Origin of the sequence: Limisphaera ngatamarikiensis (assembly GCF_011044775.1) — a bacterium.
Taxonomy (GTDB): Bacteria; Verrucomicrobiota; Verrucomicrobiia; order Limisphaerales; family Limisphaeraceae; genus Limisphaera; species Limisphaera ngatamarikiensis.
This window is the reverse complement of sequence record NZ_JAAKYA010000012.1, coordinates 44463-61255: the sequence shown is the minus strand read 5'-3', so window position 1 is coordinate 61255 and position 16793 is coordinate 44463. Positions and strand designations below refer to the sequence as shown.

At 64.5% G+C, this 16793-nt stretch carries 14 protein-coding genes; 10 read left to right on the top strand and 4 right to left on the bottom strand.

All coding sequences use genetic code 11. The features are described 5' to 3' along the window. Positions 1–165 precede the first annotated feature (165 nt). The 4 genes from G4L39_RS02035 to aroC all read right to left on the bottom strand — a co-directional run bounded on the left by G4L39_RS02035 (position 166) and on the right by aroC (position 7142). Positions 166–1491, bottom strand: coding sequence for a right-handed parallel beta-helix repeat-containing protein (locus G4L39_RS02035; RefSeq protein ID WP_165105520.1), 1326 nt, complete (start codon positions 1489–1491; stop codon positions 166–168). Positions 1492–2550: 1059 nt separating this feature from the next. Continuing rightward, on the bottom strand, positions 2551–4215 hold the full coding sequence (locus G4L39_RS02030; protein ID WP_165105519.1) for an ArnT family glycosyltransferase: 1665 nt from the start codon (positions 4213–4215) through the stop codon (positions 2551–2553). 124 nt (positions 4216–4339) lie between these two features. Beyond that, on the bottom strand, positions 4340–5629 hold the full coding sequence (eno, locus tag G4L39_RS02025) for a phosphopyruvate hydratase (protein WP_165105517.1): 1290 nt from the start codon (positions 5627–5629) through the stop codon (positions 4340–4342). Positions 5630–6062: 433 nt separating this feature from the next. Further along, the gene (aroC, locus tag G4L39_RS02020; RefSeq protein WP_165105516.1) at positions 6063–7142 is read right to left on the bottom strand and encodes a chorismate synthase; all 1080 of its coding nucleotides are present in this window, start codon (positions 7140–7142) and stop codon (positions 6063–6065) included. A gap of 386 nt (positions 7143–7528) precedes the next feature. Between aroC and G4L39_RS02015 the strand changes: the two genes are divergently transcribed. From G4L39_RS02015 to G4L39_RS01970, 10 genes are all read left to right on the top strand, one after another. Further along, on the top strand, positions 7529–8437 hold the full coding sequence (locus G4L39_RS02015; RefSeq protein ID WP_240893734.1) for a F0F1 ATP synthase subunit A: 909 nt from the start codon (positions 7529–7531) through the stop codon (positions 8435–8437). An 84-nt stretch (positions 8438–8521) separates the two neighbouring features. Further along, positions 8522–8728 carry an ATP synthase F0 subunit C gene (locus tag G4L39_RS02010; protein ID WP_165105514.1) on the top strand — a complete coding sequence of 69 codons (207 nt, stop codon included), beginning with the start codon at positions 8522–8524 and terminating at the stop codon, positions 8726–8728. A 7-nt stretch (positions 8729–8735) separates the two neighbouring features. Next, positions 8736–9236 (top strand): F0F1 ATP synthase subunit B, encoded by a 501-nt coding sequence (gene atpF, locus G4L39_RS02005; RefSeq protein WP_165105512.1) that lies wholly within the window; start codon positions 8736–8738, stop codon positions 9234–9236. 49 nt (positions 9237–9285) lie between these two features. Then, the gene (locus G4L39_RS02000) at positions 9286–9681 is read left to right on the top strand and encodes a F0F1 ATP synthase subunit delta (RefSeq protein ID WP_165105511.1); all 396 of its coding nucleotides are present in this window, start codon (positions 9286–9288) and stop codon (positions 9679–9681) included. Between the two features lie 80 nt (positions 9682–9761). Continuing rightward, on the top strand, positions 9762–11294 hold the full coding sequence (gene atpA / locus G4L39_RS01995; protein ID WP_165105509.1) for a F0F1 ATP synthase subunit alpha: 1533 nt from the start codon (positions 9762–9764) through the stop codon (positions 11292–11294). Positions 11295–11315: 21 nt separating this feature from the next. Further along, positions 11316–12194: an ATP synthase F1 subunit gamma gene (atpG, locus tag G4L39_RS01990; RefSeq protein WP_165105508.1), complete on the top strand. Its 879-nt coding sequence runs from the start codon at positions 11316–11318 to the stop codon at positions 12192–12194. A 12-nt stretch (positions 12195–12206) separates the two neighbouring features. Next, complete coding sequence (gene atpD / locus G4L39_RS01985) at positions 12207–13616, top strand: F0F1 ATP synthase subunit beta (protein ID WP_165105506.1); 1410 nt, start codon at positions 12207–12209, stop codon at positions 13614–13616. An 18-nt stretch (positions 13617–13634) separates the two neighbouring features. After that, positions 13635–14045, top strand: coding sequence for a F0F1 ATP synthase subunit epsilon (locus G4L39_RS01980; protein ID WP_165105505.1), 411 nt, complete (start codon positions 13635–13637; stop codon positions 14043–14045). A gap of 618 nt (positions 14046–14663) precedes the next feature. Then, positions 14664–16133, top strand: coding sequence for a response regulator (locus G4L39_RS01975; protein WP_165105503.1), 1470 nt, complete (start codon positions 14664–14666; stop codon positions 16131–16133). Then, positions 16130–16762: a response regulator transcription factor gene (locus G4L39_RS01970; RefSeq protein ID WP_165105502.1), complete on the top strand. Its 633-nt coding sequence runs from the start codon at positions 16130–16132 to the stop codon at positions 16760–16762. The genes G4L39_RS01975 and G4L39_RS01970 overlap by 4 nt, the downstream gene beginning before the upstream one ends. Positions 16763–16793 lie beyond the last annotated feature (31 nt).

The window sequence follows — 16793 nt, the reverse complement described above, 5'->3', positions numbered from 1 at the left end:
GCAGGCACACCGGGCAGGGAGTTATCCACCGTGATCCATCGCCAGGAAGGATGCGACTGACAGTACGACAAACGCCCCTCCTGCTTTCTGTTGCCAGGCTGGAGCGTCAATCCCGACCTGTAGCCGAGCTGTTCGACCGGGTCGCACAACCCGGGGCGGCGCCGGTCACCACACGGGTCGGACAGCCACGCGGTACAACCGACCCGGCCCGGATGTTGTCTCAACCGGCACGACAATCGCACCTGCCTCTGCCACGGCGTGGGTCGAATCCACATTCCACAGTGGCGACCCGGATGCGGTGCCCAGGGGTTGCCATTCGAGCGTGTAAAGGCGATCCGGAACCGCGGAAAAGGCCAGGACCGGCAATCCGGCGGAGGCCAGGATTCGGATCTCAAAGCGGCTGCCGGCATCGAACGGGTCGGTCCCTGCCAGAAACTCCGCGCTCGTGGACATACCGTCGCCATCGGGATCGGATGCCCCATCCGACGGGTCGCGCGGGTCCAAGCCCCAGACCCATTCCCACGGATCCGGCACGCCGTCCGAGTCGGTGTCGACCAGGAAGGAACCCACGGCCCCCAGGGCACCCAGCGGCGTTCCGTTGGTGCCCGCAAGGGTCAGCGGCGAGGCGGCGTCGGGGCGGAAATCGTCCCTGGCGGGATCTCGGAACTGTGGGTCCAGGTTGAGGTTGCCCTCACCCGGCCATGGCGAGGGGCCATCGGTGTTCGAGTGATGCAGGACAATGGTGGAGAGCGCGTCCAGGGTGATCGCCGACGTGTTGCCCCACAACAGGTTGTTCCATGCAAGGACGTGGCCTCCGCCCTGACCGGCGACTTTTTCATAGAGGTGGAAGCCGTGATGGCAACGGGTTACCGTGTTTTGCACAAGGATGGCCACCGAGGAATCCTTGACCGCCACGCCGCTGTCCACGTCATAGATCACGCAGCCGCGTACGACAATGTTCGTGGACGACTCTCCGATGGAGACACCCTTGTCGAAGGGGAAATCGTGAATCCAACAATCCTCCACCGTGACCCCGGCGGAATTGCTGCCAAGGTCCACGCCGTCCACGTTACTCGCTGCGCCGTGCCGTAACGTGCAGCGTCGAATCACGGAACCCGGCATGGCACCATCAAAGTCAATGCCATCGCCGCGAATGCCTTCGAACAGGGAATCCTCCACCACGATGACGCCGTGTCGGAACAGGGTCTCGTAATAGTTTGTGAACACACAGGCACGGACACGGATGGATTCGGCCCGGTCACTCAGAAGGATGGGAGTCGTACCAGTGCCGGCGGGGAAATCGCGGAATGTAACGAACTCGAACCGGCCGCGGGCTCCGTTGCGCACGATGGTCTGGCCGCCGGTGACAACCGCATGCTGGACGATGAGCTCTGCGTTTGTACCGGTGGCGCTCAGATCGGCCCAGTCGTTGGTGCCAAGCCGCTCGATCCGGACCGGTTGCTCGACCCCCTGCCACAACCGCAGCGGCACGAATAAAGACGCGCGGCCAAGCCAATCCGGTTTTTTGACCCGTTCTGCATGAAACTGGGAGAAAAACGGCCAGGAGCATTCGGCATCCGTGCAGCCCAAATGGCTGGCAAATGCCCGGGACCACGATGCGGTCGGAGATGCAGTCTGAGGGGGCGGAACCGTTGTGGCAGAGCCCGTCAGCGGTTTTGGAGAACCCGCCTTTCCAAGGGTCTACGGCTCGGTAAATGCGGCGGTCCGCTGTGTTGACGCGGGTTCAGGGACACACCGCAGCGTCCAGATAGCTGCAAGTGCAACCGGCGCGGCCGGCCCGCCGGGTCCCTCTGGCCGTCACACAACGCCCCAGCTTGAGGAAGAGTGTAACCCTCCTAATCGAAGGCCGCTTCGCAGGCCCAAATGCGCTGTCCCGGTCCGGTTTCTTTCAGGAATCACAGTCGGAAAGATGGAGCTGAGCGTTTGGGGGTACCTCCGCCCTTTCCGTTCTGCCCCGCACCGTCGCCCTTGGACCGCGAGAGTAGCCCGGGACGCCAACCGGCAGATCACCGGTCCAGAACATCATTTACAGCGAACGGGGGAAGATGACCCGCCAACTTCGGAACCCTCTTTTCCAGTTCCTCGGGCGTTGAGGACCCTCTCCTGAATTTGCCCGGGCGCTCAGCCTCGTCCTTGTAGCTGCTCTCCTTGGTCCCGGCTCGATTCCGGCCCGCGCCTGGCGATTTGCGCTTTTGCACAACCTTTCACTTCTCGGCCTTGTTCATGGCAAACCCTAACCCCGTCCCCAACCTGCTCAAGTGCGGTCCCTGCACGCGATCCGTCGAGACATGGTCCATCCAACCCTCATCCCGGGAGACGAAACCGAGCGACCCCCGGACTCCGATATTCGGTGGGCCCCGCCCGCCACGGCCGGAAACTCGCAAGGAGAGCCAAACCGCCCAATTAGCCTCGGGGAAGCAAGCCAGCCGTCCGACCCAGAGCCGGAACAGCATCCCCGGCAATGCCGCACGCAACACCTGCTGTCCCTGTAAGGCTCACACCGCTGTGCGCCCTCGGCCCGACCAACCCTCACGCACCCGACTTCAGTTGCTCGCCCACCAGCTCGTTTGCCCGTCTGAGCTCCACAATCCGCTCACCCACCCGGTACCCGCCCACGTGTCCCGGCACCGCCCGGCCCGACTTGACCCTGAATGGTACGAGGAAGAGCCCGTCCGGATGCGTTCGTGCCCAATCGCTGACCTCGTCGGGCCGGAGCGTGGTCAGAGGCTGGCGAAGTCGTCCGAGAAAGCCGAGTTCGCCCTGGTATCGACCAACCCATGCCACCGGGAGGTTTTTCTGCTGGAGACTCTGAACTTCGCGGGCCAGGGGCCCCAACTCAAAATGCTCTCGCAAAGTGAGACCGGCACCCATGCACAGCAGCCCCAGGCCCAGCCCGGCCCCCAGGGCCCAGTGTTGGATCCCCGGTCCCGGGCGCGCCCGAGAAAGGAAGCCCAGCGCGCAACCAATGCCCGCGGCCGCGGCCGGGCTCCACCATGGCACGCCGGCCGCCCAATCCCTCCAGGGCTGCCAAAGGGGCACCGCTTGGAAAGCCCACCATGCCGCCAACGGCAAAAGGAACAGTACCGTCCAAGCCCACGGCCAGGCCCGGGACAACCTCAGACCCACCTGTTGGGCCCGCCGGGCAAATATGAGCGCCAGCGCGGGAAACAGGGGCAACAGATAGTGAACTTGCTTGCCGCTGATGCAGTTCAGGAGCACGAACGCCGGGATCGTCGCCGTGTAGAGAAACCGCAACCCGGGGTCCGGTGCACCGGCGCCGGTCCCTTCAGCCCTCCGGTAAGCGGGCAACCAAAGGCTCCACGGCAGGGTCAACAATGGAATCAACGGCACGTACCAACCGATCGGGCGCCGGTGGGCGTAGCTCCGGACCACCCGCCCGGCCGTCTGGTCCAGTCCTATGGCCCGCCCGTAATCCCACCCCGCATGGAGTATCGCAGGGACAAACCACAACAACACGAGCGCCAGGCCCGCCACAGTGGCGGCCAACCATCGTAAGTGCCAAGAGAGGCCCTGCTGCACCGGATCCCACCACCGGACCAGCACCGCCGGCGGCAGGAGAAACAACAATACCACCGGCCCTTTCGTTAGCATCCCGCCGGCGACAGCCATGGTCCACCAGAACCACCGACCGCGGCCGAGGGGCGGAACGACCAGGGCATTCCAGCCCAGCAGCACAAATACGGTCAACAGGAGGTCGAACATGACCAGGCCGGTCCACACAAACCACAAACCGCACGTGGCTAGGATCCAAGCGCCCGCACTGGCGGGGGCCTGTTGCGGCCAGAGCGCGCGGCCGAGTCGTGCCGTCAGCCAGAGGGCCGCGCATGCGGCCAGACCGGAAATCATTCGCGGCCAGACATCGTTAACGCCGGCGACGGCCCACCCCAGGTGCACGAGCCAGAACAGCAGCGGCGGTTTGTCCGTATACAAGGCTCCGTTCAGGTGGGGCACGAGCCACTCGTGGCGCAGCCACATCTCCCAGGCCACGGACAGGTACCGGGTCTCGTCCACGGGCAGCAAGGGCCAGGTGAGCAGGTGGGCCAGATCCGTAAGAAGAGCAAACCCCAGGGCCGCCACCAGCCAGCGCCGCTCTTCGGGCGCAAGCGCTGGCAGGGCAGAGCCGTGGGAGGCCGGACTTCCCTCTCCCTTGCCCTTCGGGACGTCTGGATTCATGTCAACGGTTGGGCCGCTCCTTCGCAGCCGTGACCCGTGGGGCGAAAAGTAGGACGCCTGCCGGAGGAAGTCCAGCAGGCGCCCCCAACCTTGAAATCACCCGGACTGCTGCCCGGCTGCCGCCTCAAGCCCCGCGCGGGAGTGCGCTGGTCCCGGCGTAGACGGCGTTGCGACCCAAGGTTTCTTCGATCCGCAGCAACTGGTTGTACTTGGCCAGGCGATCCGAGCGACTCAGCGAGCCGGTCTTGATCTGGCCACAGTTCGTCGCCACAGCAATGTCCGCGATGGTGGCGTCTTCGGTCTCGCCCGACCGGTGGCTGATGACCGCCGTGTAGGCGTGGGTCTTGGCCAGCTCCACACAGTCGAGCGTTTCGGTGAGGGAACCAATTTGATTGACCTTCACCAACACCGAGTTGGCCACTCCGTTCTCAACGCCCTTGCGGAGGAACTTCACGTTGGTCACAAAGAGGTCGTCGCCGACCAGCTGGACACGGTTGCCCAACCGCTGCGTCAGCTTCTTCCAGGTCTCCCAATCGTTTTCGGCGCAGCCGTCCTCGATGCTGACGATAGGGTACCTGGCCACCAGTTTCTCGTACAGGCTCACCAGGTCGTCGCCGGTGACGGTCTCCTTGGTGCTCTTTTTGAACGTGTACCGGCCCTTGCCGTCATAGAACTCCGAGGCGGCCACGTCCAGGGCGAGGTAAATGTCCCTGCCGGGCTTGTAGCCGGCTGCCTTGATGGCCTGCACCAGGACCTCCAGCGCGTCCTCCACACTCTCCAACCGGGGAGCAAATCCGCCCTCATCACCCACGGCCGTGCTGAGACCCCGTTGTTTCAGCACGCCCTTGAGCGCATGGAAGGTCTCGGTGATGGCCCGCAGTCCCTCGCTGAACGTGGGGCGCCCCAACGGCATGATCATGAATTCCTGAAAGTCAATCGGGGCATCCGAATGCGCACCGCCGTTGATGACGTTGGCCATGGGCACGGGCAGGACCTTGGCGTTCGGACCACCCAGGTAACGGAAGAGGGGTTGGCCCAGGGCGGCGGCGGCGGCTTTGGCGGTGGCAAGGGAAACCGCCAGGATGGCATTGGCTCCAAGCTTGGACTTTGTCTCGGTCCCGTCCAGCTCCAGCATGGTCCGGTCCACCGTCAGCTGGTCCAGGGCATCCACGCCTTCGAGGGCGGGGGCAATCTTCTTGTTGACGTTCTCGACCGCCTTGAGAACGCCGCGGCCCAGGTACCGTTTCTTGTCGCCGTCGCGCAGTTCCAGGGCTTCATGTTCGCCCGTGCTGGCGCCCGAGGGCACCGCGGCCCGCCCGGTTGCGCCGCACACCAGGGTCACGTCCACCTCAACCGTCGGATTCCCGCGGGAATCCAAAACCTCCCGAGCCTTGATGCTTTCAATGTTGGTCATAATCGTCCTTTGGTTTTCTCGCACGATCGCAAAACTCAACGCATGATAGGTGACTGCACCCCCTGGTCAAGGTTCGCGGTCCTTCCTTCAACCTGGCCCGGGATGCCAGCAAGTCAACTCCCCGCGGCGGGCCGGGCCGGGTTCCGGATGGGTGAATCCCGCTCCGAGCCGACGGGCCCTCTGCCCGGCAGGGCCCCGCGGCGCCTTGGAACCGGGCCCGGGAATGTGACACCCCACCCGCGGCGGCCGGGGGTTTATGGGGCACTTCGGCTGCGGAACCCGGTGGTTGCCCGCACCGGCCGATCTCCTCGCATCGCAGCCGGGGTGTGGGCTTGGATGAGAGGGAGCCGCTGCAGAAACGGTTGGTGCGAGCATGAGCGTCCGTGCGGGCCGGGCCGGAGGTCGGGAACCCTGGGTTATGGCCGTTTACCACCTACCCGCACTGGGCACGGTGACGCAGGGCGTGATCGGCCAAAACCAGCGCCGTCATGGCCTCCACGATGGGCACCGCCCGCGGCAGCACACAGGGATCGTGCCGTCCCCGGCCCTTGAGCGTGGTTTCCTGCAGGTCCACGTCCACCGTGTCCTGTTCATGCATGATGGTGGCCACGGGTTTGAAGGCCACGCGAAACCGGATGGGCATGCCGTTGGAAATTCCCCCTTGAATGCCGCCGGAATGGTTGGTGGTCGTGACCACACGGCCGTCACGAATCCGGAACGGATCATTGTGCTGGCGGCCGGTCATGTGCACACAGGCAAATCCGGACCCGATCTCGAAGCCCTTCGAAGCCGGCAGGCTCAGCATGGCCTTGGCCAGGTCGGCCTCCAGCCGGTCAAACACCGGTTCACCCCAACCCGGCGGCACCCCACGCACACAGCACTCAACAATCCCCCCCACCGTGTCGCCCTCGGACCGCACCTTTTCGATCAATTCGATCATGCGCCGGGCGGCTTCAAGGTCGGGACACCGCACCGGCGTGGCGTCCACCTGTTCGCGGGTCACCTTTTCCGGGTCTACTTGACCGGTAATTTCATGGACCTGGGCCACCCAGGCCACGATCTCCACGCCATGGCTGAGGCGCAGCCATTTGCGGGCAATGGCACCGGCGGCCACGCGCCCGACCGTTTCGCGCGCGCTGCTGCGGCCGCCGCCCTGCCAGTTCCGGATGCCGTACTTGGCCTGGTACGTGTAATCCGCATGCGACGGGCGAAACTTCCGCGCCATTTCCTCATACGCCTCCGGCCGGGCATCTACGTTCCGAACCCACAGACAGATGGGCGTGCCCAGCGTCAACCCCTCAAACGTCCCGCTCAGGATCTCCACGCGGTCCGCCTCCTTCCGCGGTGAGACGATGGACGATTGACCCGGCCGTCGCCGGTCCAGCTCCGACTGGATATCCGCCTCGGTCAACGGCAATCGGGGCGGGCAGCCATCCACCACTGCTCCCACACCGCCGCCGTGCGATTCACCCCAGGTCGTCACCCGAAACAAATGGCCGAACGTGTTGCCCATGTGGATCCAACATGAGGCATGCCCCTTGGAGGGTCAAACCCGGGCCGCGACGGCCCCAAACAAGGCCCGCACCGCCTTCATTGGACAACTCCCACCGACCCGCTCGAAATCCGCCTTAAAAAACCGCACAGGGAACGACATGCGCGTACCGATCGACCCGGGGCGGGCTCCGGCGTCGGGTGCCAGCCCCTCCCCACGTGCCGGGTGCCCTGTTCATCAAAAAATTTTTTGTTGGCCGCGAAAAAGACTTGAGAAATTTCTGCTGTTCGTCCAGCTTCGCACCCGCTCTGCGGTCCGGCTGAGAAGCCGACCGGCAGCGGAGCAAAGTCAAATCGTTGCCTTCTCGGTTCGCGCACCGGGATTTTAGCGACTGGAGCATGGGGTTGATGCGAACATTTTGGTTGTGGATTTGCGTTTTGGCCTGGCCCGGGATGGCCGCGGCCGCCGGATCGGCCGGGCACGGCCATGCCGCCGAGGCGGGCCCGCCGGTGACACCGGATGCACCGGTTCTGTTTCACCTGGGACCTCTGCCGGTCACCAACTCCATGGTCTACACGTGGTTGATCGCCCTGGTGATCTTTCTGGTTGTCCGGCTGGGGACACGCCGGATGCAGGAGGTCCCCACCGGCGTCCAGAACCTGGTGGAAACGGCCGTGGAGAGTTTGGAGGAACTCACGAGGGGCCTGCTGGAACCGAAAGTGGCGCGTTGGGCCTTTCCCCTGGTGGCCACGTTTTTCCTGTTCATCGTGATCTCGAATCTGATGGGCCTGTTACCGGGCGTGGGCAGCATCGGTTGGGGTCAACCCGGACCGGGACCGTTCGGGGTGGACCACGTGGAAAAGCCGCTGCTGCGTCCACCGACGGCTGATGCGAACATGACCGTGGCCATGGCCGCCGTGTTTTTCATCATGAGCACATGGTGGGCGATCCGCTACAACGGTCCCGTGGGCCTTATCAAGCACATCTTCGGCGTCAAGGGCGGCATGCGCGGTTGGATCGTGATTCCTCTGTCGCTGATCTTCCTTTTCATCGGCCTGATCGAGGTGATTTCGATCTGCATCCGGCCGGTGGCTCTGGCCATGCGTCTCTATGGCAACATTTACGGGGGCGAGAGCGTGTTGACGATCATGCTGACTCATTCGCCCCTGGGAATCGGGGCGCTGCCGTTTTATTTTCTGGAATTGCTGGTTGCGGTGGTGCAGGCGCTGGTGTTTACCCTGCTGTCCATCGCATTCATCGGCACCCTGTGCTCGCATGTGGAGGACGAGGGCCACGGCGGCGGGGCTGAACATTAGAGATTTGGCGGTCGGGACCGTGCCACGCGCGGACGACCGTGAACACCAACACGAACCCTAAACCTGAGAAACCTGGAACAAACCATGATGCTCGCAGAACTCTCTGGTAATCTGCCCATCGGCTTGGTGGGCATGGGCGCGGCCCTGGGCGTCGGTATTGCCGCTGCCAAGGCCTCGGAAGCCATCGGCCGGAACCCCGGTGCCTTCGGCAAGGTCTTCACCACGGCGCTCATCGGCATGGCGCTGGCGGAAGGTCTGGCCATTCTGATCTACTTCGTCGTGCCACGCTGATGCGCTTATGGGCGAAACCCTCCAGACGCTGGGCATCCAATGGCCAAAGTTGATCGCGCAAACGATCAACTTCGCCATCGTCCTGTTCGTCCTGTGGAAATGGGCCTACCAGCCGGTGCTGCGCATGCTGGAGCTGCGCCGGCAGAAGATCGCCGAAAGCATGGCCCAGGCCGAGCGGATCCGGGCCGAGCTGGAGGCCACCGAGCGACAACGGACGCAGATCCTGGCCGAGGCCCAGGCCCAGGCCCAGAAGCTGATCGAAGAGGCGCGGCAGGCCGCCGCCCGATTGCAGGCCCAGGAGGCCCAAAAGGCGGTGGCCGCCGCGGAACAAATCCTGGCCAAAGCCCGCGAGGCCGCGGAGCTGGACCGCGCCCGCATGCTGGCCGAGCTCAAGCGCGAGATCGGTCGGCTGGTGGTCCAGACCACCATCACCGTCACCGGCAAGGTACTGACGCCCGAAGATCAGCGCCGGATTCTCGACGAAGCCACTCGTCAGGTGGCCGCCTGAACCGGATGGAACCGGAAGTTGAAGGAACCGTACCCGGCGAGGTAATGCAATGGTCAGTAACCGGTTGATCCGACGCGAGGCCAAGCGCCTCTACCGGCTCTGCTTGGTGGAGGGGCGAGTCGACGAGGCACGGGTTCGTGCGGTCGTTGACCAGGTACTGGCGGAACGACCGCGCGGTTACCTGCGGCTGCTGAGCCATTTCCAGCGTTTGGTGAAACTGGACCTCCAACGCCGGACGGCGCGGGTGGAAAGCGCCATTCCCCTGCCGGACGACCTGCGGCAACGGTTGCAACAGCAGGTCAGCCACCGGTACGGTCCGGGCCTGTACTGGCAATATGCAGTGGATCCCGCGCTGATCGCGGGGTTGCGGTTGCGTGTGGGCAGCGATGTGTACGATGCGTCCGTGCTGGGGCGCTTGCGGCAGCTGGCCGAAAGTTTTGAATGAAGGTCATGGGCCGGACCGGCGGGGGGATTCAGGATCTCCCCGGACACCGGCCGGCCGGTAGCAGAAGAGATCCACGGTTTATGAGCCAATTGTTGCAGGAAATCGAGGCCCGAATCGCGGGAGCCAAAACGGCGGCACGCCGACAAAACGTGGGCATTGTCCGCGAGGTCGGCGATGGTGTTGTCCGGATCGAGGGACTGGATGACGCCATGCTCAATGAGATGCTCGACTTCGGTAACGGGGTGATGGGCCTGGCCCTCAACCTCGAGGAAACCGAAGTGGGCGCCATCCTGCTGGGTGACTTCACCAGCATCCGCGAAGGGCACGAGGTCCGGACCACCGGCAAGGTGCTCCAGGTACCGGTCGGCAAGGCCCTCCTGGGCCGGGTGGTGGACGCCCTGGGCCGTCCCCTCGACGGCAAGGGCCCCATCCAAACCGATACCTTCTACCCGGTGGAAAAGATTGCTCCGGGGATCATCAAGCGCCGGTCGGTCAACCAGCCGGTGCAAACCGGCATCATGGCCATTGACGCCATGATCCCCATCGGCCGCGGCCAGCGGGAGCTGATCATCGGCGACCGTTCCACCGGCAAGACCACACTGGCCATCGACACGATCATCAACAACGCCCGATTGAACCGCGAGGCCGAGGAAGCCGGCGACACCTCCTACCGGCCGCTCTACAGCATCTACGTGGCCATCGGGCAGAAGCAGTCCAACATCGCCCGGATCATCAGCGTGCTGGAGGAACACGGGGCCATGCCCTACACCATCGTGGTTGTGGCATCCGCCTCGGATGCGGCCACCAACCAGTACCTGGCTCCTTTCGCCGGATGCGCCATGGGCGAATGGTTCATGGACAACGGCATGGACGCCCTGATCGTGTACGACGACCTCTCCAAACACGCGGTGGCCTACCGACAGGTATCGCTCGTGTTGAAACGGCCCTCCGGCCGCGAGGCCTATCCCGGCGACATCTTCTACCTGCACAGCCGTCTGCTGGAGCGCGCCGCGCGGTTGAACGAAAAGTACGGGAACGGCTCCCTGACTGCCCTGCCCATCATCGAAACGCAGCTCGGCGACGTCTCGGCCTACATCCCCACCAACGTCATCTCCATCACCGACGGGCAGATCTACCTGGAAACCGACCTTTTCCATCAGGGTGTGCGACCTGCCATTTCGGTGGGTCTGTCCGTCTCCCGGGTCGGTTCGGCCGCCCAAATCAAGGCCATGAAACAGGTGGCCGCCCGCATCAAGGGTGAACTGGCCCAGTTCCGTGAACTGGCGGCGTTTGCCCAGTTCGGTTCGGACCTGGACGCCGTCACCCAGGCCAAGCTCGAACGCGGCAAACGCATTGTCGAGGTCTTCAAGCAGGAGCAGTACAAGCCCGTGCCCGTCGAGATCCAGGTGGCCGTCCTGTGGGCGGTGCAAAACGCCTTCATGGACGATGTACCCGTGGAGCGAATCAAGGAGTTCCAGGCCCGGATGGTGGACTACCTGACCACGCGCAAGGCCGATCTCCTGACCCGGATTCGAAAAGAGAAGGTCCTCACCGACGACATGGTGACGGAGCTGAAACAGGCGATCACCGAGTTCAAGCAGACCTGGCGGTAAACCCGAACTCCCCTCGTCCCCATGCCCAGTCTCCGCGACATCCGCCGCCGCATCCGGTCCGTCAAAAGCACGGCCCAAATCACGCGGGCCATGCAAATGGTGGCTGCGGCCAAGATGCGCAAGGCCCAGCAGGCCGCCCTGGCCGGGCGCCCCTACGCCGCGGCCATGAACCGGATCCTGGCCGAGCTGTTGCCCACGGTCACCGATTTCACCCACCCCCTGATGGAGGCGCGGCCCGGCGGCCGACGTTGCGTGGTCCTGGTCAGTACGGACAAGGGTTTGTGCGGCGCCCTGAACAGCACCCTCTTCCGCGAGGCGATCAAATTCGATCCCAAGGAAACCGTGTTCGTGGCGGCGGGCCGCAAGGCGGCCCAATTCCTGGCCCGTGCCCGCAGAACCCTGCTGGCCGAGTTCTCCTACAAAGACACGCCCCAGTTCGCCGAGGCCCGGGCCATTTCCCGCTTCGTTCAGGACGGCTTCCTCCGGGGCGATTTCAACCAGGTGGACGTCCTGTTCATGAACTTCATCTCCACCCTGGTCCAGCGACCGGAACTCTATCCCCTTCTGCCGGTGCGCGAAATTCGCGCTGTTTCCAGCGACCACGTCGGGGCCGACCTTGGCGGGGAACTGTTGCGCGGCGCCACGGAGTTCCTGTTTGAGCCCGCGCCCGACAAGGTCCTGGGCGCCCTGCTGCCCCACTACCTCAATTTCCGGATTTACCAGGTGTTGTTGGAGGCCAAGGCCAGTGAACACAGCGCGCGCATGGTGGCCATGAAAAACGCCACCGAAAACGCCAACCAACTGGTCAAGGACCTCACCCTGCAGTACAACAAACTGCGCCAGGCGGGCATCACCAAGGAACTGCTCGAAATCGCCACCGCCCAAATGGCCCTTTCCTGATTCGGATACGTCATGAACAAAGGCAGAGTCGTTCAGGTCATCGGTCCGGTCGTGGACGTCGAGTTCCCCGACCAAGTCCCGGCCATCTACAACGCCCTCACGATCGAATACGACGTGCCCGGCGAGGGCCGGGTCAAACGCGTGCTCGAGGTGCAACAGCACCTGGGCGACAACTGGGTGCGCACCATCTGCATGGGGTCCACCGACGGCATGAAACGGGGCTACGAGGTCATCGACACCGGCGGCCCCATTACCGTGCCCGTGGGCGAGGCCGTGCTGGGCCGCGTGCTGAATGTCACCGGCGACCCGGTGGATGAACGCGGACCGATCCAGGCCGAAAAACGCTACCCCATCCACCGCAAACCACCCACCCTGACCGAGCAGTCCACATCGCCGCAACTGCTCGTCACCGGCATCAAAGTGATCGACCTGATTTGTCCATTCCTCAAAGGTGGCAAGGTGGGGGCCTTCGGTGGGGCCGGCGTGGGCAAGACCGTCGTCATCATGGAGCTCATCAACAACATCGCCAAGCTCCACGGCGGCGTATCCGTGTTTGCAGGCGTGGGCGAGCGCACCCGCGAGGGCAACGACCTGTACAACGAAATGATCGAGGCCGGCGTCATCAACCTCAAGGAACCCTCCAAGTCCAAGATCGCCCTCGTATACGGCCAGATGAACGAGCCGCCCGGAGCGCGTCTGCGCGTGGCCCTGACCGGCCTGGCCATCACCGAGTATTTCCGCGACGAACGCAACCAGGACGTGCTCCTGTTCATCGACAATATCTTCCGTTTCTCGCAGGCCGGCTCCGAGGTCTCCGCCCTCCTGGGCCGCACACCCAGCGCCGTGGGTTACCAACCCACCCTGGCGGCCGAGATGGGCGACCTGCAGGAACGGATCACCTCCACCAAGAAGGGCTCCATCACCTCCTTCCAGGCCATTTACGTCCCGGCCGACGACATCACCGACCCCGCCCCCGCCACCACGTTCACCCACCTGGACGCCACCATCGTGCTGGACCGGGCGCTCACCGAGCTGGGCATCTACCCGGCGGTGGATCCCCTCGCTTCCACCTCACGAGCGCTCACGCCCGAAATCGTGGGACGCGAACACTACGAGGTGGCCCGGGGTGTCCAGCGGGTCCTCCAACGGTACAAGGATCTCCAGGACATCATCGCCATCCTCGGCATGGATGAACTGTCGCCCGAGGATAAACTCACCGTGTTCCGCGCCCGCAAAATCCAGCGGTTCCTGAGCCAACCCTTCTCCGTGGCCGAGGTGTTCACCGGCCGGCCCGGACGCCAGGTGCCGCTGGAGGAGACCATCCGGGGATTCAAGGAAATCCTTGAGGGCAAACACGACGACGTGCCCGAAGCCAACTTTTACATGAAAGGCACCATTGACGAGGTGCTCCAGGAATCCTGACGTCCCGCATTGCCACCCATGGCCCACACGCTCCGTCTCACCATTGTAACCCCCGAAGCCGAGGTCTTCTCCGGCGACGTGGACATGGTCACACTGCCCGGCGTGGAGGGTGAACTGGGCGTTTTCCCCATGCACACCCCGCTGATGACCCAGATCGAACCCGGGGAACTGGTGATCCGACGCGGGACCGAGGAAACGCACATGGCCGTGGGGGAGGGGTTCGCCGAAATCACCGGCGACCACGTCACCATCATCACCGACATGGCCATCGAGGCCGACAGCATCGACGAGGCCCGGGTGGAGGAGGCGCGGCGGCGGGCCGAGGCGCGCCTCAAAGAGAAACTCAGCGACGAGGATGTAGCCCTCGTTCAGGCCACCCTGGCCCGCACCGCCGCCCAGCTCAAAGTCAAACGGGCTCGAAAACGTTAAGCCCAAAATCGCTTCCGGGTCCCCCGCGCCCGGCGCGGTAGGGGTCCAACCGCATATTCAGCCCCAGCTCCAACCCATCCGGGCTTGGAACTTCTCCGTTCCCGAGGTCTTGGGACCACGGCGCCACCCCCACTCCGGTCGCCAGCTGAGAGCCCGGGATCGCCCGCGCCAACAGTCCCCACCAAAGGCCCTTCCGTAACCCGGAGAAACGGTCCCAAGTCCTGCCCCGTAACGCAACCGCCCGCCCACCCCTGACCCGTCCCGGCTCCAGGGACCCGGAACATTTCCACGCACTCTGACACCCTTACCGGGCCAATATCCACACCAGACCGACCGTGTCCCCGCTCCCGGACCGACGCCTTCTACATCAGCACCGACGCAGCCGCCACGGCGTTGCAGAGCACGCCAGGCAATCCATTCCATCCGAATGAACCGAAAGCACCAGCACGGGCCTGTACGCCCGCAAACCGGGTGACCGCACTCAACTCACGTAAGCATCCCGGGCCATCCAATGCCCCACCCCGTCACGAAGCCGGTAACCATTTTCGCTTGCGTTCAGGGGCCAATCGTCTAAACGAGGGGCAACGTTCCGCCCTGCCTGGCAGGCCGGACTTTCCCATGGAACCACGCCGTCTGCTCATTGTGGAGGACGAGGCGCCGGTGGCCCAACTGCTGGCGTCGGCAGTCCGCCGACTCGGTTATGCCGTGGTCGGCATCACCGACTCGGCCGCCGAGGGCTTCCGCATCGCAGCCGAGACCCGACCGGATCTGGCCGTTCTCGACATCGAACTGCACGGGCGAACCGAGGGCATCGATCTGGCCCGGCGCCTGCGGGAGGAACTGGACATCCCCAGCATCTTCCTCACCGGCCGCAGTGACGAACAAACCCTGGAGGAGGTGCATCGGAGCGGTTCCTTCGGTTACCTGCTCAAACCCTTTCACCCGCAGGAGCTCAAGGCCTGCATGGAACTGGCCCTGCAGCGACACGCGCGGGAAAGCCATCTGGTCCGACTCGAACAAGCCCTCACGGCCGCCGTGCGTTGTGCCGCCGACGGAGTCATCCTGGTCGGACCGGCCGATGAAGTTCTTTATCTGAACCCCGCAGCCGAGCGCCTCACCGGCTGGACCACCCCCGAGATCCGGGGCCAACCCCTCAGTACCGTGTTCCGCGCCCGCTCGGTCGGCCCGGAATCCGACACCTCGTTCCTCGACCAACAAACCGCAGGCCACGCATCGGCCAGACCCGCGCCGGCCCGCGAAATCCTTCTGTTCACCCGAAACGATCAAACCGTGCCCGTGGAAGTTACCGAGGCACCCCTGCAGGATGAAGTCCACGGAAGATTCGGGTCGGTCCTCGTCTTCCGCGACATCACCGAGCGCAAACGCTACCAGAACATGCTGCGCGAGTCGCGCCAGCGCCTCCGTGCCCTGGCACGCAACCTGGAGACAAGCCGCGAAGATGAACGTGCCCGGATCGCCCGCGAGATCCATGATGAGCTCGGCCAGATGCTCACCAAACTCAAGATGGACCTCGCGGCCCTCCTCCGAAAGGCAGCCGCCATCCCGGACCCGGCCTGTGAGATCAAGCTGCGCGAGATGATGCAACTGGTGGACCAGAGCGTGCAGACCGTGCGCAGAATTTCCAGCGAACTTCGACCGGGCCTGCTCGACACGCTCGGCCTGGCCGCCGCCCTGGAATGGGAAGCCCAGCAGTTCCAAACCCGGACCGGCATCCGTTGCCAGGTCCGGCTCGGCCCCCACCTGCCCCACCTCGACCGGGGCGTGGCCACCGCCCTGTTCCGCATCGCGCAGGAGGCGTTGACCAACGTGGCCCGCCACGCACAAGCCTCCCAGGTGGAGTTATCCCTGCAAACCGACGGATCCGCCCTGCGCCTGACGGTCACCGACAACGGACGCGGCGCGTCCCGCGAAGCCCTGCAACGCCCCGGTTGCTTCGGCATCCTGGGCATGCGCGAACGCGTCCACGCCCTGGGCGGAGAGTTCCTCATCGAAAGTCAGCCCGGACACGGCACACACATCCTTGCACGCGTGCCGTGCCAGCCGGAATCCGATGTTCCCCGGCCATGATCAAGGTCTTCATCGTCGACGATCATGCCCTGGTCAGACGCGGTCTGACGGAGATCCTGGCCGAAGCCACCGACATCGCCGTCGTCGGCGAAGCCGGCACCAGCGACGAAACCATTGCCCGGCTGCCAGCGGCCGACTGGGATGTCCTGGTCCTCGACCTGAGCCTGCCCGGCCGTACGGGTCTGGATGTCCTGCGCATCGTGCGGGAACAACGTCCCTCGCTGCCGGTTCTCATCCTCAGCATGCACGCCGAGGAACAATTTGCCCTCCGGTTGATCCGCGCCGGAGCCAACGGTTACCTCAACAAGGAAAGTGCCCCCGACGAACTGGTTCACGCCATTCGCACCGTCCACCGCGGTGACATCTATCTGAGCCCCGCCCTGCAACACCGCCCGCAAGCACCCTCACAACCCGCCGCCCCCGCCCCGCCCCATGAAACGCTGACCGACCGCGAGTTCGAGGTTCTCTGCCGCCTGGCAGCGGGTGAAACCACGGCCGACATGGCCCGGCACATGGGCCTTCGAACCGCCACCGTCAACCGCTACCGCAGCCGGCTCCTGCGGAAAATGGGAATGTCCACCGTCGCCGAACTGGTCGCCTACGCGCGTCAGGCCAAACTGCGGCCCTGAGGCCGGACCGGCTCCATGGGCCCGAGCCGGG